This is a genomic window from Kineococcus rhizosphaerae, assembly GCF_003002055.1.
Classification (GTDB): Bacteria; Actinomycetota; Actinomycetes; order Actinomycetales; family Kineococcaceae; genus Kineococcus; species Kineococcus rhizosphaerae.
This window is the reverse complement of the sequence record NZ_PVZF01000005.1, coordinates 286,893-310,713: the sequence shown is the minus strand read 5'-3', so window position 1 is coordinate 310,713 and position 23,821 is coordinate 286,893. Positions and strand designations below refer to the sequence as shown.

Here is a 23,821-nt window from a genome sequence, read left to right as displayed (position 1 = left end):
GAGGGGCGAGCCTAGTGAACGGCGAGCGCCGGGCGGTGTCGTGCCGCCCACGAGCGCTGGGCGACCGCGCAGACCACCGCCGCCGCCAGCACCGCCGAGGCCGCGACCGTCAGCGCCGTGCGCGCCCCGGCCACGTCCAGCAGGACGCCGGCCACCGCGTTGCCGACGGCCGCCCCCGCCGTGATGGCCGTCGACAGCCACGCCTGGGCCTCGCCGAGGCGGTGGTCGGGGGCCAGCAGGTCCACGAGCCCCTGCGCGGCGATGAGGTTGGGGGAGATGAACAGGCCGGTGGCGAACAGGACGACGAGCAGCACCGGCAGCGGCACCCCCTCGCCGGCGCCGGCGGCCACGGCGAACAGCAGCAGCCCGAAGACCGTCAGCGTCACGAGCAGCCGGCGCCGGTCGGGGCTGCGCCAGTCGCGGCTGCCGTAGAGCAGGCCCCCCAGCGCCGACCCGCCCGCGATCGGGGCGAACAGCAGCCCCAGCCGGTCGGCCGACCCCAGCAGGTGCTCGGCGAGCCCGGCCATCGACACGTCGAGGATCCCGAACCCGACGCTCATGACGGCCATCACCGCCATCAGGAGCACGAAACCGCCGCTGCGCAGCAGGGCCGCCCCGGCGTGGGCGTGCTCGGGCACGGGGTGGGGCACGACCCGGCGGGCCCCCTCGGAGCGGCAGTAGGCCAGCGTCCCGCCCACCAGCAGGACGACCGTCACCAGCAGCGGCAGGGGCGCGACACCCAGCAGGAGCAGCACGCTCAGCAGCAGCGGGCCCCCGACGAAGATCGTCTCGACGGCCGCGGCGTCCAGCGCGTACCCGCGCCGCCGCCGCCGTTCCTCGGTGACGACCACCCGCCACGTCGAGCGCATCGCCGGCGACAGCGGCGGGAACGCGGCCCCGGCCAGCAGGGCCAGGACGGGCAGGACGACGCCGGGCACGGCCGTCCACACCGTCGCGCCCGTCAGCAGCAGGAGCAGCAGCCCGCTCACGCTCGCGGCCGGGACGAGGACCCGGGGCTGGCCCAGGCGGTCCATCGCGCGTCCCCACAGGGGCGAGCCCACGGCCAGGCCCACCGCGAACAGCCCGGTGACGATCCCGGCCAGCGTGTAGTTGTCCCGGGCCGAGCGCACCAGCAGGACCAGCCCCAGCGGGGCCGTCGCGATGGGGATGCGGGCCACCACGGACGAGACGAAGGGACGTGCCACGACCGGATCGCGCAGCAGCGCGAAGTACCCCGACATCTCCACCAGTTCCTCGTTCGCGACCGCGTCCGTGCGATCGTTCCCAGCCCTGGCCTGCAGCTTGTCAGACGGGCCAGATCCGCGCGCAGTGACCTCCGGCACCGCGTGCCGATTCCAGGGCGGCGACCGCCTGGCGGTGCGCCTCGACGCCCGTCGCGGCCCGGTCCGGCGCCAGGCTCGCCCCGATGCTCACCGACAGCGACGGGTGGTCGTCGACGGCGAGCTCGACGGCCATCAGCAGCGCGTCCGCGACCCGCTCCACGACCCCCTCGCTGCCCGCGCGCGGCAGCCCGGTCAGCAGCACGGCGAACTGGTCGGCGCCCAGCGGGATCCACCGGTCCACCGAGCGCACCGCGCGCCGCATCCTGCGCACGACGTCCTCACGCCCCCCGCGCCGGCTCGTGCCGTCGACCCCGACGAGCAGCAGACCCGTGCCGGTGCCCGTGCGCCGGTCGGCCTCCAGGGCCTGCGAGACCACCTCGGCCAGCGGCGGGGCCGGCGACGGCGGCCGCACGGCGACGACCGGGTCGGCCGGCGCCGGCGCCCGGTCGCTGCTCAGCGCCTCCGCCACCAGGGCGGTCACGAGGGCGCGGTCGTGGCTGACGGCGAGCTCGCGCCCGCCCGCCGGCCCCCCGGCCGGCCGCGTCACGACGACCGTCGCGACGTGCGGCGCCAGCACCGCCAGACCGTGCCCGTCGAGGTCGGCGTGCGCGCGGACCGCGACGTGCCCCAGGTCGGCCGCCGCCCGGCGCGCCGCGGCACCCCCGAGCGAGACGACGACCGACGGGTCCGGCTCGCGCCGGGCGCGCAGCCGCAGGTGCTCCAGGGACCGTTCGACGACGTCGGCGTTCGCGGGACGGGCCAGCGCGGACAACCGGGCCAGCGCGTCGGGGCTCGCCCCGGGGACCGGGGGACGCGGCGCGTCCGGGCGGGGCAGCGCCTCGGGGGCGCCGGAGGGCAGGGGGCCGGTGGGGGCCACGTCCCAGCCCTGCAGCAGGTCGGCCCCGAAGGACTGGGCCCGTTCGAGGTCGTCGGCGCTCTCGACCGCCTCGGCCAGCACCAGCGCGCCGGTCGCCGCGGCGTAGGCCCCGACGAGGGCGGCGAAGCCGGCGACCTCGTCGCGCGTGCGGCGGGCCAGCGCCCGCAGGTCCAGCTTGACGACGTCCGGCTCCAGCACCGGCAGCAGGGCCAGGACGTCCAGGTCCGCACCGGCCCCGTCCAGCGCCACCCCCCAGCCGCGCGCCCGGCTGCGGCGGGCCAGCCGCAGCGCCCGGCCGGGCTGGGCCAGCAGCGTCCGGGCGTCGACGTCGACGATGACGTGGGCCGCCACCTCGGGCAGGTCGGGGGCGACACCCTCCACGGAGGAGTTCAGGAACACCGTCCACGGCGCGGGCAGCGCGGCGACGGCCGCCAGGGCGTGCTCGTGCGCGCTGCGGTCCAGGTCGGCGAGCCGGCCCCGCCCCGCTGCGGCGCGCAGCAGCTGCGCGGGCGACGCCAGGGCGGAGTCCTGCGGCCCCCGCACGAAGGCCTCCACCGCCACCGGCCGGCCCGTGCGCGCGTCGTGGACGCACTGGAAGACCGTGCGCACCGCGCCCTCGTCCAGCACCCGGTCGACGTCCCAGACGGGGGCCGGGCCCCCGGCGTCGGCGGCGCCCGGCCCGGGTGCGGTGGCGGCGCGCACGGTCGAGGGCAGCGTCGAGCCCGGAGTCGTCATGGGCACGTCATCGGCACGTCACCCGGACGCCTTGAGCCGTCCGGGTGAACGACCACGGACGGTCACCACCGCCGGGGTGGCCGGGAACGCTCACGGGCCCTCCCGAGGTGCTGCGGACCCGGGCCCCCACCGGCACCGGTACGGATCGTTCGACATCGTCGAACTCCAGTCGTTGACGCCGTCCTCGCACCCTCCTACCTTCACGACGGCGGCACCGATCGCCGCCCGACCAGCCGTGAACGCGCACCACCACCGACTCAACGTGGAGTTCCCATGTCCCACAGCAGTTCCGCGGCCGCCCCTCCTGCACGGGTCGCACCCCGGACCCCCACCCTCACCGGAGAACTCCTCGCCGAGTTCGCCGGGACCGCCATCCTCATCCTGTTCGGCGTCGGTGTCGTCGCCCAGGTCGTCGCAGGCCAGAACGGCGGCGCGGACTCGATCCACTGGGCCTGGGGCCTGGGGGTCACCTTCGGCATCTACGTCGCCGGCCGCACCACCGGCGCCCACCTCAACCCGGCCGTCACCATCGCGCTCGCGGTCTTCCAGGGCTTCTCCTGGAAGAAGGTGCTGCCCTACTCGGTGGCGCAGTTCCTCGGGGCGTTCGTCGCCGCGCTCATCGTCCGCTGGGTCTACAACGACGCGATCATGACGGTCGACCCCGGGACGACCATCAAGACGCAGGGCATCTTCGCGACCCTGCCCGGCACCGGCGTCAGCGTCGGCACCGCGTTCCTCGACCAGGTCGTCGGCACCGCCATCCTGGTGTTCCTCATCTTCGCGATCTCCCAGGCCAAGGCCATGCCGCCGGCCGCGAACCTCGCCCCGTTCATCGTCGGCCTCGTCGTCGTCGGCATCGGCATGGCCTGGGGTTCGAACGCCGGCTACGCCATCAACCCGGCCCGCGACTTCGGCCCCCGCGTGGCCGAGCTGCTCACCGGTTACAGCGACGCGCTGAAGACCGGCGACGGCACGCTGTACTTCTGGGTGCCGATCGTGGCCCCGATCCTCGGTGGTCTGCTCGGCGGCGGCCTGTACAAGGTGCTCGTCGAACGCCATCTGCCCGAACCCGAGGCCGCCGAGCCCGAGGGCCGCGTCCTCACCGACTGACCGACAACTCACCGAAGAGAACGGGACGAAACCCATGACTGACAGCACTCCCCAGTACGTCGGCGCGGTCGACCAGGGCACCACCTCCACCCGGTTCATGGTCTTCGACCACGGCGGCAACGAGGTCGCCAAGTACCAGCTCGAGCACACCCAGATCATGACCAAGCCGGGCTGGGTCGAGCACGACCCGATCGAGATCTGGGAGCGCACCAGCTCGGTCATCCAGAGCGGGCTGCGTCAGGCGAACCTGACGTACCGGGACCTCGCGGCGCTGGGCATCACCAACCAGCGCGAGACCGCCGTCGTGTGGAACAAGAACACCGGCCGGCCGTACTACAACGCGATCGTCTGGCAGGACACCCGCACCGACCGGATCGCCTCGGCGCTGGACCGCGACGAGCGCGGCCAGAAGATCCGCCAGAAGACCGGCCTGCCCCCCGCCACGTACTTCTCCGGCGGCAAGATCCAGTGGATCCTCGAGAACGTCGACGGGGTGCGCGAGGCCGCCGAGGCCGGCGAGGCCGTCTTCGGCAACACCGACTCCTGGCTGATCTGGAACCTCACCGGCGGCCCGCGCGGCGGGGCCCACGTCACCGACGTGACCAACGCCAGCCGCACGATGCTCATGGACCTCGAGACCCTCGACTGGGACGACGAGCTCCTGGAGATCTTCGGCATCCCCCGCGCCATGCTCCCCGAGATCAAGCCGAGCTCGTACACCGAGGGCTACGGCGAGACCCTGGAGACCGGTCCGCTGGGCGGGAAGGTCAAGCTGACGGGCATCCTCGGCGACCAGCAGGCCGCCATGGTCGGCCAGGTCTGCTTCGACCCCGGCATGGCCAAGAACACCTACGGCACCGGCAACTTCATGCTGCTGAACACCGGCGAGGAGCTCGTCCGCTCCAAGGCCGGGCTGCTGACCACGGTCTGCTACCAGTTCAACGACGAGAAGCCCGTCTACGCCCTCGAGGGTTCCATCGCCGTGACCGGTTCGGCCGTGCAGTGGCTGCGCGACCAGCTCGGCATCATCTCCGGGGCCGGGGAGTCCGAGTCCCTGGCCCGCCAGGTGCAGGACTCCGGCGGCTGCTACTTCGTGCCGGCGTTCTCGGGGCTGTTCGCCCCGTACTGGCGCTCGGACGCCCGCGGCGCCATCGTCGGGCTCTCGCGCTACAACACCAACGCGCACATCGCCCGCGCGACCCTGGAGTCCATCTGCTACCAGAGCCGCGACGTCACCGAGGCCATGACCGCCGACTCCGGCGTCGAGGTCGAGGTGCTCAAGGTCGACGGCGGCATCACCGCCAACCAGCTCTGCATGCAGCTGCAGGCCGACATCCTCGGCGTCCCCGTCTCCAAGCCCGTCGTGGCCGAGACGACGGCGCTGGGCGCGGCGTACGCGGCCGGCCTGGCCGTCGGGTTCTGGAAGAACCTCGACGAGCTGCGCGAGAACTGGAACGAGGGCGCCCGCTGGGAACCCACGTGGAACGACGAGCAGCGCGCCGACGGCTACAAGGGCTGGAAGAAAGCCGTCGAGCGGACGTTGAACTGGGTGGACGTCGACTGACGTCGCACCCCCTGTGACGGTGCCGGGCGCGCGGGACGCGCGCCCGGCACCCACCATGGAGCAGGACCAAGCGCAGGACCGTTGGGAAAAGGCTGAGGAGCAGGACGTGGAGATCAAGGCACTGTCGCCGCAGGCACGCGCGGACGCGTTGCGGGAGATGGCAGAAGGTGAGCTCGACGTCCTCGTCATCGGTGGCGGGGTCGTCGGGACGGGAGCGGCGCTGGACGCGGTGACCCGCGGGTTGCGCACGGCCATGGTCGAGGCGCGCGACTGGGCCTCGGGAACCTCGAGCCGGTCGAGCAAGCTCGTCCACGGCGGTCTGCGCTACCTGGAGATGCTCGACTTCGCCCTCGTCCACGAGGCGCTGTCCGAGCGCGGCCTGCTGCGCAACAAGCTGGCCCCGCACCTGGTCAAGCCGGTGCCGTTCCTCTACCCGCTGTCCAAGCGGTTCGCCGAGCGCCCCTACGTCGGTTCCGGCATCGCCCTGTACGACGGCATGGCGCTGTCCAGCGGCAACAACAAGGGGTTCCCGCTGCACCGCCACCTGACCCGTCGCGGGGTCGCCAAGGAGGCCCCCGGCATCCGCAAGGACGCCATGGTCGGGGCCATCCAGTACTACGACGGGCAGGTCGACGACGCCCGGCACACCATGACGATCGCCCGCACCGCGGCCACCTACGGCGCGCTGATCGCCAACCGCACGCGCGTGAAGGAGTTCGTCCGCGAGGGCGAGCGCGTCGTCGGCGCGGTCCTGGTGGACCTGGAGTCCGGCACCGAGATCCGCGTCAAGGCCAAGCAGGTCATCAACGCCACGGGCGTGTGGACCGACGAGACCCAGGAGCTCGTCAAGGCCCGTGGGCAGTTCAAGGTCCGCGCGTCCAAGGGCATCCACCTCGTCGTGCCGCGCGACCGGATCCAGTCCAGGACCGGGCTCATCCTGCGCACGGAGAAGTCCGTCCTGTTCATCATCCCGTGGGGCCGGCACTGGATCATCGGGACCACCGACACCGACTGGACGATGGACAAGGCGCACCCGGCGGCCACCAGCGCCGACATCGACTACGTGCTCGAGCACGCCAACTCCGTGCTGAAGTCCCCGCTGACCCGCGAGGACGTCGAAGGCGTCTACGCGGGCCTGCGGCCGCTGCTGTCGGGGGAGAGCGAGTCGACCTCGAAGCTGTCCCGCGAGCACGTCGTCGGCCACCCCGTCCCGGGTCTGGTCGTCGTCGCCGGCGGCAAGTACACGACGTACCGCGTGATGGCCAAGGACGCCGTCGACGTCGCGGTCGACGGCCTGGACGGCAAGGTCCCCGCCTCGACCACCGAGAACGTCCCCATGGTGGGAGCCGAGGGGTACCACGCCCTGTGGAACCAGCGGCACGCGCTGGCGGCGAAGGCGGGCATCCACGTCGACCACGTCGAGCACCTGCTGAACCGCTACGGCTCGGCGATCGACGAGGTCCTGGCGCTCATCGCCGAGGACCCCACCCTCGGTGAAGTCGTCCCGCACGCCGACGACTACCTCAAGGCGGAGTTCGTCTACGCGGCGACCCACGAGGGTGCTCTGCACCTCGACGACGTCCTGGCCCGCCGCACCCGCATCTCGATCGAGACGTACGACCGCGGGACGGAGTCGGCCGAACTCGCCGCCGACCTGGTCGCCGGGCCGTTGGGCTGGGACGCCGACCGCAAGGCCAAGGAGGTCGCGACGTACCTGCAGCGGGTCGCCGCCGAACGCGCCTCCCAGGAGCAGCCGACGGACGCCGCGGCCGACGCGGTGCGCCTGCAGGCCCCGGAGATCGTCCCCATCGGCGGCTGATCCAGGAGATCCGGGACGCGTCCCCGCAGATCGGGTGGAAACTCACCCGTTCGGACCAGCCGCGGACTACGGTGTGCTGTGCGCGATGGGGGTCGCGCACAGCACCGGCCGAACCACTCGGGCGGGCGACGACGTCCTGGGGGGACGAGATGAAGCACGTCAAGGCTGTCCGCGCGCTGGCAGCAGCAGGTGTCGTGGTGGGGTCGATCGCCGGGGCCGGTGCGGTCAGCGCGGCCACGGCCGCCCCAGACCTGGTGGTGGTGGCTGTCGACCGAACAGCGGGGGCCGTCGCGGGCCAGCAGGTCCGTTTCACCGCCACCATCGAGAACCGGGGCACCGCACCCACCCCGGCGGGCACGATCGCCGGTATCGGGTTCCAGGTCGATGGCAAGCTCGTCTCCTGGGCCGACCAGGTGACGTACTCCCTGCGGCCGGGCGACAGCGTGACGATCAGCGCGGTGGGCGGCCCCCAGGGGTCGGCGACGTGGACGGCCACGGCCGGCGACCACACCCTGCGTGCCTTCGTCGACGACGCCGGTCGCATCAAGGAATCGAACGAGGCCAACAACACCCGGGACGTGACCCTGCCGGTCTCTTCCGGGCTGGCCACCCGTACGCAGGACCGCAGCACCACCACGTCCCTGAGGCCGCTGAACCGGCCCACCGTCATCTCGACGACGGTGACCGGGACGCTGTTCGGCGGCTGCTTCACCGCGGACGGCTTCCTGCTCGACGGGACCGAACGCGCGGTCAGCCGTCACACGGTGGGCAACGAGCGGCCGGCGCTCGGGTCCAAGTGGGGCACCGAAGGGGTGGTCCAGATCCCGGCGAACGCCGTCCGCGCACAGACGCCGGTGCCCTTCTCGGAACTCCTGTGGTCCTACCAGGGGCACTACCCCTTCGAGTGCGCCCCCGGCAGCACACCGCGCTTCTCCCGCTTTCAGGCGGCCAGCGTGAAGACCAACCGCTTCGAGGGCTCGTTCGCCACCACCGTCGGTGCTCAGATCGCGTCCGTCACCACAGCCGTCGACACGGACTTCGACGTCCAGCCCTGACGGACCCCGGCGGGCCCACCCGGTCCGGGTGCGCCCGCCCCGCGGACGGTCCACGATCGGGGCATCGACCCCACCGACGCGCTGCTCGCCGCGGCCACCGGGCACGCCGCCTTCCAGGCCGTCGTGACCGCGGTGGTCTATCCGGCGCTGGCCGCGACCCCCGGAGCCGACTTCGTCCGGGTGCACACCGCGCACTCGCGGCGCATCACGCCCGTCGTCGCGGGGGTGTACGGCGCGTTGCTGGCGGCGTGGGGGTGGGTGCTGGTCTCGGCGCCGCTGACGCCGTGGTTGCTCGCGGCGCTGGTGGGTTCGGCCGGTGCGCTCGGGTCGACGGCGCTCGTCGCCGCCCCGACCCACGCGCGGCTGGGCCGCGACGGCCCGCGTCCACCGCTGCTGCGCAGGCTGCTGCGGGCCGACGCCGTGCGCTGCGCGGGGGCGCTGCTCACCCTGGCGGCCGTGCTGGGCGGGGAACTGACCCGCACGGGCTGAGGCGTACGCACCGGCCCGTCCGGTGGTCCCGGCGGGTGCCGGTCCCGCCGCACCGCCACCCCGCGGGTCGTCCCGGCGGGCTCACGACCCGGACGAGAACTAGGGTGCGCGGGTGAAACCCTTCCTCCTGCTCGCCACCCGCGTCGACGACACGGTGGCCGAGGCGGAGTTCGCCGCGTTCGCGCGGTCCGGCGGCCTCGGTCCCGGCGAGCTGGAACGCGTTCGGCTGGAACGGGACCCGCTGCCCGACCTCGACCTCGACGCGTACTCGGGGATCGTCCTGGGGGGCAGCCCGTACTGCACGTCGGACCCCGAGGAGGAGAAGTCGGACGCCCAGCGGCGCGTCGAGGTCGAGCTCCACGGGTTGCTCGAGGTCGTCGTCGGGCGTGACCTGCCCTTCCTCGGCGCCTGCTACGGCATCGGCACGCTCGGGGTCCACCAGGGCGGGACGGTCGACCGGACGTACGGCGAACCCGTCGGCACCGTGCCGGTGACCCTCACCGCCGCCGGCCGCGACGACCCGGTGTTCGCCGCCCTGCCGGCGACGTTCGACGCGTACGTCGGGCACAAGGAGGCGCTGCACGGCGTGCCGCCGGGGGCGGTGCTGCTCGCCGGGTCCGCGCCCTGCCCGGTCCAGGCGTTCCGGGTGGGCCACAACGTCTACGCCACCCAGTTCCACCCCGAGCTCGACGCCGGGGGTTTCGTCGAGCGGTGCGCGGTGTACCGCGACGAGGGCTACTTCGACCCCGCCGAGTTCGACGACCTCGCCGCGCGGTTGCGGACGACGTCGGCGCCGTTCGCGCCGCTGGTGTGGCGGCGCTTCGTGCAGCGCTACGCGCGGGACTGACCCGGACGCGCCTGCAGCGCCACGTAGTACGGCCGCAGGCTGTCGGCGGTCCCCGCCGCACCCGGCCCCAGGACGAGTTCGTCGAGGTCGTCCGCGACGGTCCGGCCCGGCACGCGGTCGCGGACCCCGAGGTCGGGCAGCGGCCCGGCGGCGCGGTGGAACGTCACGACGTGCGCCCCGAGGTCCTCGAGCGGGTCCGAGGGTCCCGAGGCGGCGTCGGTGATGCGCCGCAGCAGGTCCGCCAGCTCCACCCCGCGCAGCGTGAGGGTCGTGGCCGGTTCGGCGTCGAGCTGCTCGGCGAGGGCGTAGACGACGGCCGCGGCGTGCTTGCAGGGTTCGCCGTCGTCGGGGCAGCTGCAGTCGAAGGCGACCTCGTGGTCGACGGGGAGCAGGTCGACCCCGACACCGGCCAGCAGGTCCACCAGCCCCGGGGGCACGTCGCCCTCGAACAGCGGGGCGAGCAGCAGCGGGTTCTCCACGACGGTCGCGACGACGGCCTCGACCTCCGAGGCCGTCCACCGCCGCACGCTGACCTCGACGAGGTACGGCCGCGGCCGCGACCCCTGGACCCGGGCGCCGACCGCCCCGGGGCGCACGCGCAGTTCCACGACCTGCCCGGCGCGCGCGTACGTGCGCCCGCGCTGCAACCGGCCCGCGTCCCCCGTGCGTTCCAGGGCGTCGACGAACCGCTGGGACCACCAGTGCTGCCCGATCCGGCCCCGTCGGGACCGCAACCGGGCGCCCCCGCCGGGCCGGCGCTTCCCGTACCGCTCGAACGTCATCACTCACCCACCGCGTCGTCGCCGAGCCGGATCAGTTCGCGCAGCGCGTCCGTGTCGAGCTCGGTGATCCACCCCTCGCCGCTGCCGACGACCGACTCGGCGAGCCCGCGCTTGCGGGTGATGACGGCGTCCACGCGTTCCTCCAGGGTGCCCACGCTGACGAGCTTGCGGACCTGCACCTGCCGGTGCTGGCCGATGCGGAACGCGCGGTCGGTGGCCTGGTCCTCCACCGCGGGGTTCCACCAGCGGTCCACGTGGACGACGTGGTTGGCCGCCGTGAGGTTCAGGCCGGTACCGCCGGCCCGCAGCGACAGCAGCATCACCCCGGGACCGTCGGAGGCCGAGAACTCCTCCACCATCGCGTCGCGGCCCCGCCGCGTGACGCCACCGTGCAGGAACGGCACCGGTTCGCCGGTGAGGTCGGACAGGTGGGGTCCGAGCAGGTGCCCGAACTCCGCGAACTGCGTGAAGCACAGCACCTTCTCGCCCTCGGCCCGGGCCGAGGTGACGACGTCGTCGAGCAGTTCCAGCTTCCCGGACCGGTGCCGGCCGCGGTGCAGGACTCCCGAGGAGTCGCCGAGGTAGTGCGCGGGGTGGTTGCAGATCTGCTTCAGCCGGGTGAGGGCGGCCAGGATCAGCCCCCGCCTCGACACGCCGCCGGGGTCGGCGCCGGGGTCCGCCAGGCGTGCGGTGAGGTCGTCGACGACCCGCCGGTACAGCGCGGCCTGCTCGGGGGTGAGGTTCGCCCGGACCGTCATCTCGATCTTCTCCGGCAGGTCGCCGGCGACGGCGGGGTCGGTCTTGACCCGCCGCAGCACGAACGGCCGCGTGACGACGGCGAGCCGGGCCGCCGGCTCGGCCTGGCCGAGCTTCTCGATGGGCACGGCGAACGTGTCGCGGAAGCTCGCGGCGCTGCCCAGCAGCCCGGGGTTCGTCGTGTCCAGGATCGCGCGCAGGTCCTCCAGCCGGTTCTCCACGGGGGTCCCCGTCAGGGCCACGCGGTGCGCGGCGCCGATCGCGCGGACCGCCCGGGCCTGCCGGGTGTTGGCGTTCTTCACGTGCTGGGCCTCGTCGAGGGCGACGCGGTGCCAGGGGACGGCCGCGAGGTCGGTGACGTCGCGGACGACGAGGCCGTACGTGCTGACGACCAGGTCGCGCTCGGCGGCCAGGGCGGCGAGGTCGGCCCCCTTCGGCCGCCCGGGCCCGTGCTGGACGTGCACCCGCAGCCCCGGGACGAACCGGGCGGCCTCCGCGGCCCAGTTCCCGACGACCGACATCGGGCACACGAGGAGCGTCGGGCCCGGCGCGGAGGGTGCCTCGTGGGCCAGCAGCGCCAGCAGTTGCAGGGTCTTGCCCAGGCCCATGTCGTCGGCCAGCACCGCGCCCAGCCCCAGCTGCGACATCGTGGCCAGCCACGTCAGCCCGCGGCGCTGGTAGGGCCGCAGCTCGGCGCGCAGGCCGGGCGGGTCGGGCAGTTCCGGCAGGCGCTGCGCGGCCTGCCCGGACAGCACGTCGCCGAGGACCCCGCGGGCGTCGACGGACGTGACGGGTCCCGGCAGGTCCCGCCCCGAGCCCACCGCCGCGAGCACGTCGACGATCGAGGCCCGGCCGGTGCCGCGCCTGCGCAGGAACGTCGCGCTGCGCCGCAACGTGTCGGCGTCCACCTGCACCCACTCGCCGCGGAAGCGCACCAGCGAGGACTTCGAGGCCGCCAGCGCGAGGAGCTCGGCCTCGGTGATCGGGGAGTCGCCGAGGGCGGCCTGCCAGCGGAAGTCCAGGAGCTCGGCCTGGCGGACCTGCGGGGCGGTGATCGCACCGGGCTGGGCCGCGGAGGCCGTCAGCGAGAAGGACAGCGCCTTCTTCGTCCAGTGCCGGGGCAGCTGCAGGCCGACGCCCGCCGCGGCCAGCTTCGGGCCGCCGACCTCGACGAGGTCGAGCAGTTCGGCGATCGACAGTTCCACGCCGTGCTCGGCGGCGGCGTCGGTGCGCCCGCCGAGGATCCGCTTCAGCGGTGGGTGGGCCGTGCCGGCGCGCGCGGTCCCGGTGAGCAGGACGAGCAGCGGGTCCTCCCCGTCGCGGCCCGAACCCCCCTCGGCCCGCGCCTCGGCGAGGGTGAGGACGAGGCTGGGGTCGTCCAGGGGCCGCAACCGGGTCTGCAGCCGCCAGTTCAGGTCGGCGGGGGCCTCCCCGCCGGTCCCGTCCAGCTTCCCGTCGGCGAGGCCGTCGGGGACGTCCTCCCACGGCTCGGGTTCGACCACGCGCAGCAGGACGTCGTACCCGGCGTCCTCGCCGCTGCGGTGCCAGTCGCGGACCCGGCGGGCCAGGGACGGCAGGGTGCCGTGGCGGTCGGCGTCGTCCGCCAGCGCCTCCCCGCTGCGCAGACCGAGCAGCCAGGCGCGCAGGGACGGGTTCGCCGGCAGGTCGTGCGGCACGACGTCGCGCGTGCGGTCGGCGACCAGGACGTCGACGACGACCGCGCAGACGTCGTCGAGCAGGTCCGGCGCCTGGGCCGGGCCGCTGCGCGAGCGTTCGGCGCGCAGCACCGGCGGGCAGGCCTGCGCGACGACCGTCCGCCAGCGCCCGAACGCGCGGTCGGGCGCGGGGACCCAGCGGGCCCGGAACCGCCCGTCGCAGGCGTGCAGGTCCGGGACGACGTGCCCGGCGTCGACGGCGCGACGGGCCCCGGCCGCGACGTGCGCGAGCCAGCGCAGTCCGTCCGCGACGGGCAGGTCCTGCTCGGCGACCTCCGTGAGGACCTCCAGGGCCCGTGCCCCGCGCAGGTCGACGACCTCCAGCTCGACGGGCAGCAGCCGCAGGTCCGCCCGCGCGCGTCCCGTCGAGGCGGCGGGGCGTCCGGAGGGGGTGCAGGGCAACGACACCGACACGGTCGAGGTGGCCGGGGAGGCCAGGGCGCAGGCCAGGGCCGCGGCCCGGGGGGCCTGACGGGCCAGGTCGGCGAGGTCGGCCGCGCGGGCGGGTCCGGGGCGGCGGCGCGGGGCCTCGACCCACAGGGCGAGGGAGTGCTCCCGGGTCCAGAGGCCGTGGACGACGAGCACCCCGGAAGACTACGACGGCTCGAAGACCTCCGTGCCCAGGACCTGCAGCAGGTCCAGCGCCTCCCGCGAGGCCGTGTCGGCGGGCGTCAGGACGACCAGCCGCTGCCGCTGGTCGGCGCTCAGGAGGGTCTCGCAGTCCAGCACCAGCGGGCCGACCCGGGGGTGCAGGACCGTCTTGCGGTCCGCCCGGCGGACCGCGACCTCGTGCTCGGCCCACAGCGCGGCGAACTCGGGGCTCGTCGACTCCAGCCGGGCGACCAGCCGGGTCACCTCGGGGTCCCCGCGTCGCCGGCCGTGCGCCGCGCGCAGGTCGGCGACGAGTTCGCGGGTGTGCCGGTCCCGCTCGGCCGGGTCGTGCGCGTCCCACCGCCCGGGGTGGGCGAACCAGCGGTGGACCAGGTAGCGGTCGTCGCCCTCGGCGCGCTGGTCACCGACGAGGAGCCGGGACGCCCGGTTCTGCGCCAGCACCTCGCCGAGGTCGGACAGCACCATCGCCGGGACGCGGTCCAGCAGGTCCAGGACCCGCAGCATCCCGGCGCGCGCCAGGGCGTCCACGGGCGGGGGCTGGTGGCCGGCGAGGTGGAAGACGTGGGCCCGCTCGTCGTCGCTCAGGCGCAGCGCGCGGGCCAGCGCGGTCAGCAGCTGCGGCGAGGGCTGGGAACTGCGTCCCTGCTCCAGGCGCACGACGTAGTCGACGGACATCCCGGCCAGCAGCGCGACCTCCTCGCGCCGCAGTCCCGCCGTCCGCCGTCGCGGGCCGTCGGCCAGGCCCACCTCGGCCGGGGACACCGCCTCGCGGCGGCGGCGCAGGAAGTCGGCGAGCGCGTCACGGTCCACCCCGCCATCCTGCGCGCCGCCCGGGACGCCGAGCCAGGGAGCGCCGCTCCCACGACAGGTGCTCCGCTCCCGCGGCCGGGGGAGCGGGCGCAGGGTGGCGCCATGACGAAGCACCTGGGCCTGGGGGCCATGGGCATGTCCGGCGCGTACGGACCGGCCGACCGCGACGAGAGCATCGCCACCGTCCACGCCGCGCTCGACGCGGGCGTCACCCTGATCGACACCGGCGACTTCTACGGGGCCGGCCACAACGAGATGCTGCTGGCCGAGGCGCTGCGGGGGGTGGACCGCGACAGCTACCGGCTGAGCGTGAAGTTCGGCGCGCTGCTGACCCCGGCGGGTCTGCCCTCCGGTTTCGACGGCCGCCCCGAGGCGGTGAAGAACTCCCTCGCGTACTCCCTCGTGCGGCTCGGGACCGACCACGTCGACGTCTACCGGCCCGCCCGCCGCGACCCGCGGGTGCCGATCGAGGAGACCGTCGGGGCCATCGCCGACCTCGTCGAGGCCGGCTACGTCCGGCGGGTCGGGTTGTCGGAGGTGGACGCCGAGACGGTGCGCCGCGCGCACGCCGTCCACCCGGTGGCGGACCTGCAGATCGAGTACTCCATCATCTCCCGGGCGGTCGAGGCCGAGGTGCTGCCGACGCTGCGCGAGCTGGGGATCGGGATGACGGCCTACGGCGTCCTGGGCCGTGGGCTCATCTCGGGCCACTGGAGCCGGCAGCGCTCGGCGGACCCGGTGCGCAGCCGCAGCCCGCGGTTCGCCCCCGGCAACGTCGAGCACAACCTGGAGCTGGTCGAGGCGCTGCGCGCGGTGGCGGACGGCAAGGGCTGCACGGTCGCCCAGCTCGTCGTCGCCTGGGTCCTGGCGCAGGGACCGGACGTCGTGCCGCTGGTGGGGGCGAGGACGCGGGAGCGGCTGGCCGAGGCGCTGCCGGCGCTGGACGTGGAGCTGACCCGGGCCGACCTCGACCGGCTCGAGGAGGTGCTGCCGCCCGGTGCGGCGCGCGGCGACCGCTACCCGGCCGCGTTCATGGCCGGGCTCGGCGTGGGCAACTGAGCCCGGCTGCGACCTCCCGGACGACTTCGGCGGTTGTCACCCGTTCGGAGCAACGACTCTGGCACCCTGGTACCGGGCATCCAAGGGGGGCGTGCCCAGGGATGGATCGGTCCGAGGGGGAAGCCGATGTCTCGCAAGTTGCTGGTCATCTACGGTGCCGTGCTGCTGACGGCGCTGCGCAAGGCCTGAGGGCCTGATCACCGGACCCGGCGGGCGGTGCACGTCGACCGCCCGCCGGGTCCGCGCACCTCGGGCGCGAACTGTGGGGCCGCGGGGCCGACGCCGCGCGGTGAACGGCGCCGAACCCGCGTCAGGCTCCCGTCAAGGCGCGTCAGGACGGCGTCAAGGACGCGTCAGGACGGCCGGTGGACCTGCGGTCCGGTGGTGTGGTGGAGACGTTCACCGATCCACCTCCCCCTGGAGTCCTCGTGCTCGACGTCGGGCTGATCGCCCTGACCCTCGCCCTCGCAGCGCTCGGCGGCCTGCTGGTCCGCGCGCTGGAGCGCCGGTGAGCGCCACGGCGGCGGTGGGCCTCGTGCTCGCCGTCGTGACCGCCGGCTACCTGCTGTACGCCCTGCTGCGTCCGGAGAAGTTCTGATGAGCGACGCGACCGCAGGGCTCCTGCAGATCGGGCTGCTCGTCGTCGTCCTGGCGGCGGTGCACGTCCCGCTGGGCGACTTCATGGCCCGCACCTTCACCGGTGCCCGCCACCTGCGCGTCGAGCGCGGCCTGTACCGGGTGCTGCGGGTCGACGGGGACGCCGAGGTCCGCTGGCCCACCTACGCCCTCGGGGTGCTGGGTTTCTCGACCGTCTCGATCCTGTTCCTGTACGCGTTCCTGCGCCTGCAGCACTTCCTGCCGCTGTCGCTGGGCATGGCGGGCATGGAACCCACCCAGGCGTGGAACACGGCCGTCTCCTTCGTGGGCAACACGAACTGGCAGTCCTACTCCGGGGAGTCCGCCGTCGGGCACCTGGTCCAGATGGCCGGCCTGGCCGTGCAGAACTTCCTGTCCGCCGCGGTGGGCCTCGCCGTCGCGGTGGCCCTGGTGCGCGGCCTCGTCTCCCGGGCCGGCGGAACCATCGGCAACTTCTGGGTCGACCTGACCCGCGCCACGCTGCGCATCCTGCTGCCGCTCTCGGTGCTCGGCGCGGTCGCGCTGCTGCTGACGGGCGTGGTGCAGAACTTCTCCGGCGGCACCACGTACACGACGCTGGCGGGCGGCACGCAGACGATCGTCGGCGGTCCGATCGCCTCCCAGGAGGTCATCAAGGAGCTGGGGACCAACGGCGGCGGGTTCTTCAACGCGAACTCCGCGCACCCCTTCGAGAACCCGACCCCCTTCTCGAACCTCTTCGAGATCCTGCTCATCCTCGTCATCCCGTTCAGCCTGCCCCGCACGTACGGGACCATGGTGGGCGACCGCCGCCAGGGCAACGCGATCCTGGCGGTGATGGGCGCCGTCTTCACCGTCTCCCTGGCCGTCACGACGTGGTCGGAGACGCGCGGCTACGGCGCCGTCCCGCAGGCCGTCGGCTCGGCGATGGAGGGCAAGGAGACCCGGTTCGGCGAGTGGGCCTCGACGTTGTTCGCCACGGCGACGACGTCCACCTCGACCGGTGCGGTGAACTCGTTCCACGACAGCTACACCCCGCTCGGCGGCGGCACGGTCATGCTCAACATGATGATGGGCGAGGTCACCCCCGGCGGTGTCGGCTCGGGTCTGTACGGGATGCTCGTGCTGGCGATCATCACGGTGTTCGTCGCCGGGCTGATGGTCGGGCGCACGCCGGAGTACCTGGGCAAGAGCATCCGGCAGAAGGAGATCACCTACGCCGCGCTGTACATCCTCGTCACCCCCGGCGTCCTGCTCACCGGGTCGGCCATCGCGCTGTCGGACGCCGACACCCGCTCTGCGCTGCTGAACTCCGGCCCGCACGGTCTGACGGAGATGCTCTACGCGTTCGCCTCGGCCGCCAACAACAACGGCTCCGCCTTCGCCGGGCTCAGCGCGAACACCCCGTTCTACAACACCGCCCTCGGGCTGGCGATCTACCTCGGCCGCTTCCTGCCGATGGTGTTCGTCCTCGCCCTGGCCGGCGCGTTCGCGGCGCAGAAACCCGCGGCCGCCACCGCCGGGACCCTGCCGACGCGCACCCCGACGTTCGCCGGGATGCACCTGGCCGTCGTGGTGGTCGTGACGGCCCTGACGTTCTTCCCCGCCCTGGCCCTCGGCCCGATCGCCGAGGCCGTCTCTGGAGCCCAGTCGTGACCACCCTCACCCCGATCCCCGACACGCAGGAACCGGCGGCCCCGCGCCGCGTCGCCAGCGGTGCGTTCAGCCCCCGCCAGCTCGTCCAGTCCCTGCCGGACGCGTTCCGCAAGCTCGACCCGCGGCACCTGGTCAAGACCCCCGTCATGTTCGTCGTCGGTCTCGGCGCCGTCCTCACCACGGTCCTGGCCGTCACCGACCCGTCCGTGTTCGCCTGGGTCATCGTCGCCTGGCTGTGGATCACCGTCCTGTTCGCCAACCTCGCCGAGGCCGTCGCCGAGGGGCGCGGCCGGGCGCAGGCCGCCTCGCTGCGCAAGGTCAGCACCGAGACCGTCGCCCGCCGCCTGGACCACGGCCGCGACGAGGTGCGGGTCTCCTCGGCGCAGCTGCGCGTCGGTGACCTCGTCGTCGTCGAGGCGGGGGAGACCGTCCCCGGCGACGGGGACGTCGTCGAGGGCGTCGCCAGCGTCGACGAGTCGGCCATCACCGGCGAGTCCGCCCCCGTCATCCGGGAGTCCGGCGGCGACCGCAGCGCCGTCACCGGCGGCACGACCGTCCTGTCCGACCGCATCGTGGTCCGCATCTCCGCCAAACCCGGCGAGAGCTTCGTCGACCGGATGATCGCGCTCGTCGAGGGGTCCGCCCGCCAGCGCACCCCCAACGAGATCGCGCTGAACATCCTGCTCGCCAGCCTGACCCTGGTGTTCCTGCTGGCCGTGGTCACGCTGCAGCCCATGGCGATCTACTCGGGCAAGCCCCAGAGCCTCGTCGTCCTCGTCGCGCTGCTGGTCTGCCTCATCCCCACCACCATCGGCGCGCTGCTGTCCGCCATCGGCATCGCCGGCATGGACCGGCTCGTCCAGCGCAACGTCCTGGCGATGTCCGGCCGGGCCGTCGAGGCCGCCGGGGACGTCGGGACCCTGCTGCTGGACAAGACCGGGACCATCACCCTCGGGAACCGGCAGGCGCACGAGCTCGTCGCCGCCCCCGGCGTGACGCTGTCGGTCCTGGCCGACGCCGCGCAGCTGTCGAGCCTGGCCGACGCCACCCCCGAGGGGCGGTCCGTGGTCGTCCTCGTCAAGGAGCAGTTCGGGCTGCGGGCCCGCTCCGAGGGTGAACTGCCCGGGGCCGTGTTCGTGCCGTTCACCGCCCAGACCCGGATGTCGGGGGTGGACCTGTCGACCGGTCAGGGCAGCCGCGAGATCCGCAAGGGCGCCGCGGCCGCCGCGACGCACTGGGTGCGCACCCTCGGGGGTGAGGTGCCCGCCGAGGTCGGTCAGGTCGTGGAGGACATCTCCACCGCGGGCGGGACCCCGCTGGTCGTCGCCGAGAACGTCACGGCGAACGGCAGGGACCACGCCCGGGTGCTGGGCGTCATCCACCTCAAGGACGTCGTCAAGGAGGGCATGCGCGAACGGTTCGAGCAGCTGCGCGCCATGGGGATCCGCACCGTCATGGTGACCGGCGACAACGAGCGGACCGCACGCGCCATCGCCGTGGAGGCCGGGGTCGACGACGTGCTCGCCGAGGCCACCCCCGAGGACAAGCTGGAACTCATCCGGCGCGAGCAGTCCGGCGGCCGGCTGGTCGCGATGATGGGCGACGGCACGAACGACGCCCCGGCCCTGGCCCAGGCCGACGTCGGGGTCGCGATGAACACCGGGACGACCGCGGCCAAGGAGGCCGGGAACATGGTCGACCTGGACTCCAACCCGACCAAGCTCATCGAGATCGTCGAGATCGGCAAGCAGCTGCTCATCACCCGCGGGGCGCTGACGACGTTCTCCATCGCCAACGACATCGCCAAGTACTTCGCCATCATCCCGGCGATGTTCGTCACGACGTTCCCCGGCCTCGACGCCCTGAACGTCATGCGGCTGGCGACCCCCGAGAGCGCCATCGTCTCGGCCGTCGTGTTCAACGCCCTCGTCATCGTCGCCCTCATCCCGCTGGCCCTGCGCGGGGTGCGGTACCGGCCCTCCAGCGCCGCGGCCCTGCTGCGGCGCAACCTGTGGGTCTACGGCCTCGGGGGCGTCGTCGTGCCCTTCATCGGCATCAAGCTCATCGACCTGCTCGTCTCCCAGATCCCCGGAATCGGCTGATCAGAATGTCCCTCACCTTCGCCAACCTCGTGCGGCAGGCCCGCACCGGTCTGCTCCTGCTGATCGCCGCCACCGTCGTCCTCGGGGTCCTGTACCCGCTGGCGGTCTTCGGCATCGGCCGGCTCACCCCCGGCCGCGCCGACGGCCAGATCGTCAGCTCCGGCGGGACCGCGGTCGGGTCCCGGATCATCGGCCAGGCCTTCACCGGCGACCAGTGGTTCTGGCCGCGCCCGTCGGCGGCCGGGAAGGACGGCTACGACCCGACCTCCTCGGGTGCCTCGAACCTGGGCCCGAACAACCCGGACCTGCTGAAGGCCGTCGAGGAGCGGCGCGCCGCCGTCGCCGCGGCCGACGGGACGAACCCCGCCGACGTGGCCCCCGACGCCCTGACCGCCTCCGGTTCCGGGCTCGACCCCGACATCTCCCCGGAGTACGCCCGCCAGCAGGTCGCCCGGGTCGCGGGGGCCCGCGGGCTGAGCGAGCAGCAGGTGGCCGACCTCGTCGCGCAGCACACCGCGGGCCGCCAGCTCGGGTTCCTGGGCGAGCCCACCGTGAACGTCCTGGAGCTCAACCTCGCGCTGCAGGCCCTGGCGTCCTGAACGTGCCGCACACTGGGGAGGTGAGCCCTGCGCCGGACCTCGTGCGGCGGGGGCGGCTGCGGGTGTTCCTCGGAGCCGCCCCCGGCGTCGGCAAGACCTTCGCCGCGCTCGACGAGGCCCACCGCCGCCTCGCGCGCGGCACGGACGTCGTCGTCGGGCTCGTCGAGTGCCACCACCGGGAACGGACCGAGGCGCTGCTGGCGGGGCTGGAGGTCCTGCCGCGGCGGATCGTCGAGCACCGCGGGCTGGAGGTCGGTGAGCTCGACGTGGACGCGGTCCTGCGCCGGCGGCCGGAGATCGTGGTCGTCGACGAGCTGGCCCACACGAACGCGCCGGGCTCGGAACGGCCCAAGCGGTGGCAGGACGTCCAGCACCTCCTGGACGCCGGCGTCGACGTCGTCTCGACGGTGAACATCCAGCACCTGGAGTCCCTCAACGACGTCGTCGAGCACATCACCGGCATCGAACAGCGCGAGACGATCCCGGACGCCGTGCTGCGCTCGGCCGACCAGGTGCAGCTCGTCGACATGACCCCCGAGGCGCTGCAGCGCAGGCTGTCTCACGGCAACGTCTACGCCCCCGAACGCGTCGACGCCGCCCTGTCGAACTACTTCCGCACCGGCAACCTCACGGCGCTGCGCGAACTGGCGCTGCTGTGGCTGGCCGACCGCGTCGACGAGGGCCTGGAGCGCTACCGCGCCCAGCAGGGCATCGAGGCGACGTGGCCCGCGCGCGAACGCGTCGTCGTCGCGCTGACCGGGGGAGCGGAGGGCTCGACGCTGGTGCGCCGCGCCGCCCGGCTGGCCGGCCGGGGCGCCGGTGGGGAACTGCACGCCGTCCACGTCGCGCGCGGCGACGGGCTCGTCCGCAGTTCCCCCGCCCGGCTGGCCGAGCAGCGCGCACTCGTCGAGACCCTCGGCGGCACCTACCACCAGGTGGTCGGCGAGGACGTCGCGACGTCCCTGCTGGAGTTCGCCCGCGGCGTCAACGCCTCCCAGATCGTCGTCGGCGCCAGCCGGCACCGGCCCCTCGCGTCGCTGTTCCGGCGCAGCGTCGGGGACGGCGTCGTGCGCGGGGCGGGCGCGATCGACGTCCTCGTCGTCACCCACGACCAGCAGGCCCGCCCCTTCGCGCTGCCCCGGCGCGCGGGCGCGGCGCTGCCCGGTTCCCGGCGGCTGCTGGGGTGGGTCGTGGCCCTGGCCGGGCCCCTGGCGGTCACCGGCCTCCTCGCCGCGCTGCCGCACCAGGACCTGTCGACCGACCTCATGGCCTTCCTCGTGGTCGTCGTCGCGGCCGCCCTCGTCGGCGGGGTGCTGCCCGCGCTGGCCGCGGCCCTGGTCGCGGGCCTGGCCGTGAACTGGTTCTTCACCCAGCCCGTCCACCAGTTCACGATCGCCCAGCCCGCCAACGCCGTCGCCCTCGCGGTGTTCCTGCTCGTGGCCCTGGCGGTGTCCAGCACCGTCGACACCGCGGCCCGGCGCACGCGGGACGCGCACCGGTCCCGGGCCGAGTCCGAGGCCCTGTCCGTGCTGACCCGCACGGCGCTGCTGGCCGCCGACCCGCTGACCGAGGCGCTGCGGCACACCCGCGAGACGTTCGCCGTCGACTCCGTCACGCTGCTCGAGCGCACCGACGTCCGCTCGCCGTGGACGGTGGCCGCCGCCACGGGCGACCCGGTGTGCACCCAGCCCACCGACGCCGACGCCGAGGTGGTCGTCGACGAGCTGACGTGCCTGGTCCTGCGCGGCCGCCTCCTCGTCGCCGACGACCGGCGGGTCCTGGAGGCGTTCGCCGCGCAGGTCGCCGCGATCCGGCAGAAGCAGCGGCTGCGCGCCGAGGCCGCGCAGGTGCGCCGGCTCGAGGAGGGCGACGCCGTCCGCGGGGCGCTGCTGACGGCCGTCTCCCACGACCTGCGGACCCCGCTGGCGACCCTCAAGGCCTCGTTGGACAGCCTGCGGGCCAAGGACATCGAACTGCCCGAGGAGGTGCGCGACGAACTGCTGGCCGAGGTGGGCAACTCCGCCGACCGCCTGCAGGGCCTCATCGACGACCTGCTCGACCTGACCCGCGTGCGCAGCGGCGTCGTCGAACCCCACCTCGTCGTCGTCGACCTCGACGAGGTCGTGCACGCCGCGGTGCGCGACCTGCCCGGGGTGCGCTCGCTCGTCCCGGTGGACCTGCCGCCGGTCTCCACCGACCCGGGCCTGCTGCAGCGGGTCGTGGCCAACCTCGTGCAGAACGCCGTCCGGCACGGCGGGACGGGCGTGCAGGTCGAGGCGGTCGTCGCCACCGAGGACGGCCACCAGAGCGTGCGGCTGCTCGTCGTCGACCACGGCCCCGGCCTGCCCGGCGCCGCCAAGGAACGCGCCTTCACCCCGTTCCAGCGCCTCGGCGACCGCTCGACGGCCGGGCTCGGGCTGGGCCTGGCCGTCGCCCGCGGGCTCGCCGAGGCCGTCGGGGGCCGCCTGCAGGCCGAGGACACCCCCGGTGGCGGCCTGACGATGGTGCTGGACCTACCGTTGGCCGGTCACACCCACGAACTCGCGGAGGTCCGGCCGGCATGAGCCGAGTGCTCGTGGTCGACGACGAGCCGGGCCTGCGGCGGGCGTTGTCGATCAACCTCAGCGCGCGCGGGTGGGACGTCACCGTCGCCGCCGACGGGGCCTCGGCGCTGGAGGCGGCCGCCGCGACCCACCCCGACGTCGTCCTGCTCGACCTGGGCCTGCCCGACCTCGACGGGCTGGAGGTCATCGCCGGGATCCGCGGCTGGAGCCCCGTGCCGATCATCGTGCTGACGGCCCGCACCGCCTCGACCGACGCCGTCGAGGCCCTCGACGCCGGCGCCGACGACTACGTCACGAAACCCTTCGCGATGGACGTGCTGCTGGCGCGGTTGCGCGCCGCGGTGCGCCGGGGCGCGGTGAGCGACGCCGCCCCCGACGTCGTCGACGTGGGCGACCTGCACATCGACCTCGCCCGCCGCACCGTCACCCGCGACGGCGAGCCCGTGAAGCTCACCCCGACCGAGTGGCACCTGCTGCAGGTCCTCGTGACCAACGCGGGCCGGCTCGTGAGCCAGACCCAGCTGCTGCAGGAGGTCTGGGGCCCGAACTACGGGCGGGAGACGAACTACCTGCGCGTCTACGTCGGGCAGTTGCGGCGCAAGCTGGAGAAGGTCCCCGGCGCGCCCGTGCACCTCATCACCGAACCCGGGATGGGGTACCGGTTCGAGATGTGACGCGTCCGGACGGGCGTGACCGTTCCGCACCGCGACAG

19 protein-coding genes are annotated in these 23,821 nt (G+C 74.1%); 14 read left to right on the top strand and 5 right to left on the bottom strand.

Annotated features, from left to right (window positions below; translation table 11 throughout):
* Positions 1–11: 11 nt before the first annotated feature.
* Together CLV37_RS12345 and CLV37_RS12340 are read right to left on the bottom strand one after the other, a co-directional pair.
* Positions 12–1,241 (bottom strand): MFS transporter, encoded by a 1,230-nt coding sequence (locus CLV37_RS12345; RefSeq protein ID WP_245885380.1) that lies wholly within the window; start codon positions 1,239–1,241, stop codon positions 12–14.
* A 64-nt stretch (positions 1,242–1,305) separates the two neighbouring features.
* Entirely contained in the window at positions 1,306–2,955 is a 1,650-nt protein-coding gene (locus CLV37_RS12340) for an EAL domain-containing protein (RefSeq protein ID WP_106210663.1), read from the bottom strand.
* 273 nt (positions 2,956–3,228) lie between these two features.
* Here CLV37_RS12340 and CLV37_RS12335 point away from each other — a divergent pair, with 273 nt between their 5' ends.
* From CLV37_RS12335 to CLV37_RS12310, 6 genes are all read left to right on the top strand, one after another.
* Entirely contained in the window at positions 3,229–4,065 is an 837-nt protein-coding gene (locus tag CLV37_RS12335) for an MIP/aquaporin family protein (protein WP_106210661.1), read from the top strand.
* A gap of 34 nt (positions 4,066–4,099) precedes the next feature.
* Positions 4,100–5,629, top strand: a complete 1,530-nt coding sequence (gene glpK / locus CLV37_RS12330) for a glycerol kinase GlpK (RefSeq protein WP_106210659.1) — start codon at positions 4,100–4,102, stop codon at positions 5,627–5,629.
* Between the two features lie 106 nt (positions 5,630–5,735).
* Entirely contained in the window at positions 5,736–7,448 is a 1,713-nt protein-coding gene (locus CLV37_RS12325) for a glycerol-3-phosphate dehydrogenase/oxidase (protein WP_211298591.1), read from the top strand.
* Positions 7,449–7,597: 149 nt separating this feature from the next.
* Positions 7,598–8,503 carry a CARDB domain-containing protein gene (locus tag CLV37_RS12320; RefSeq protein WP_106210657.1) on the top strand — a complete coding sequence of 302 codons (906 nt, stop codon included), beginning with the start codon at positions 7,598–7,600 and terminating at the stop codon, positions 8,501–8,503.
* A gap of 123 nt (positions 8,504–8,626) precedes the next feature.
* Positions 8,627–8,992, top strand: a complete 366-nt coding sequence (locus CLV37_RS12315; RefSeq protein ID WP_245885376.1) for a hypothetical protein — start codon at positions 8,627–8,629, stop codon at positions 8,990–8,992.
* Positions 8,993–9,104: 112 nt separating this feature from the next.
* Positions 9,105–9,839: a glutamine amidotransferase gene (locus tag CLV37_RS12310; RefSeq protein WP_106210653.1), complete on the top strand. Its 735-nt coding sequence runs from the start codon at positions 9,105–9,107 to the stop codon at positions 9,837–9,839.
* Here the strand turns inward: CLV37_RS12310 and CLV37_RS12305 are convergent.
* The 3 genes from CLV37_RS12305 to CLV37_RS12295 are packed head-to-tail and all read right to left on the bottom strand — an operon-like array spanning position 9,824 to position 14,514.
* Positions 9,824–10,621, bottom strand: a complete 798-nt coding sequence (locus CLV37_RS12305) for an SWIM zinc finger family protein (RefSeq protein ID WP_146149382.1) — start codon at positions 10,619–10,621, stop codon at positions 9,824–9,826. The two genes, CLV37_RS12310 and CLV37_RS12305, sit on opposite strands and share 16 nt — an antisense overlap.
* Positions 10,621–13,677, bottom strand: coding sequence for a DEAD/DEAH box helicase (locus CLV37_RS12300; protein ID WP_211298590.1), 3,057 nt, complete (start codon positions 13,675–13,677; stop codon positions 10,621–10,623). The genes CLV37_RS12305 and CLV37_RS12300 overlap by 1 nt, the downstream gene beginning before the upstream one ends.
* A 9-nt stretch (positions 13,678–13,686) precedes the next feature.
* Positions 13,687–14,514, bottom strand: coding sequence for a helix-turn-helix domain-containing protein (locus tag CLV37_RS12295; protein ID WP_106210649.1), 828 nt, complete (start codon positions 14,512–14,514; stop codon positions 13,687–13,689).
* 102 nt (positions 14,515–14,616) lie between these two features.
* On the opposite strand from CLV37_RS12295, the gene CLV37_RS12290 reads away from it, so the two are divergent.
* The 8 genes from CLV37_RS12290 to CLV37_RS12260 all read left to right on the top strand — a co-directional run bounded on the left by CLV37_RS12290 (position 14,617) and on the right by CLV37_RS12260 (position 23,783).
* Positions 14,617–15,573 carry an aldo/keto reductase gene (locus CLV37_RS12290; RefSeq protein ID WP_106210647.1) on the top strand — a complete coding sequence of 319 codons (957 nt, stop codon included), beginning with the start codon at positions 14,617–14,619 and terminating at the stop codon, positions 15,571–15,573.
* A gap of 365 nt (positions 15,574–15,938) precedes the next feature.
* A complete protein-coding gene (locus CLV37_RS27595; RefSeq protein ID WP_170127221.1) occupies positions 15,939–16,085 on the top strand; it encodes a hypothetical protein in 147 nt (48 codons plus the stop codon).
* On the top strand, positions 16,082–16,171 hold the full coding sequence (kdpF, locus tag CLV37_RS27590; RefSeq protein WP_170127220.1) for a K(+)-transporting ATPase subunit F: 90 nt from the start codon (positions 16,082–16,084) through the stop codon (positions 16,169–16,171). Before CLV37_RS27595 ends, kdpF begins: the two co-directional genes overlap by 4 nt.
* Positions 16,171–17,844, top strand: coding sequence for a potassium-transporting ATPase subunit KdpA (gene kdpA, locus CLV37_RS12280; RefSeq protein WP_106210643.1), 1,674 nt, complete (start codon positions 16,171–16,173; stop codon positions 17,842–17,844). Before kdpF ends, kdpA begins: the two co-directional genes overlap by 1 nt.
* On the top strand, positions 17,841–19,946 hold the full coding sequence (gene kdpB, locus CLV37_RS12275; RefSeq protein ID WP_106210641.1) for a potassium-transporting ATPase subunit KdpB: 2,106 nt from the start codon (positions 17,841–17,843) through the stop codon (positions 19,944–19,946). Before kdpA ends, kdpB begins: the two co-directional genes overlap by 4 nt.
* Positions 19,947–19,951: 5 nt before the next feature.
* Positions 19,952–20,545: a potassium-transporting ATPase subunit KdpC gene (gene kdpC, locus CLV37_RS12270; protein ID WP_106210639.1), complete on the top strand. Its 594-nt coding sequence runs from the start codon at positions 19,952–19,954 to the stop codon at positions 20,543–20,545.
* Between the two features lie 41 nt (positions 20,546–20,586).
* Positions 20,587–23,109 carry a DUF4118 domain-containing protein gene (locus CLV37_RS12265; RefSeq protein WP_106210637.1) on the top strand — a complete coding sequence of 841 codons (2,523 nt, stop codon included), beginning with the start codon at positions 20,587–20,589 and terminating at the stop codon, positions 23,107–23,109.
* Positions 23,106–23,783 carry a response regulator gene (locus tag CLV37_RS12260; RefSeq protein WP_106210635.1) on the top strand — a complete coding sequence of 226 codons (678 nt, stop codon included), beginning with the start codon at positions 23,106–23,108 and terminating at the stop codon, positions 23,781–23,783. The genes CLV37_RS12265 and CLV37_RS12260 overlap by 4 nt, the downstream gene beginning before the upstream one ends.
* Positions 23,784–23,821: the final 38 nt, after the last annotated feature.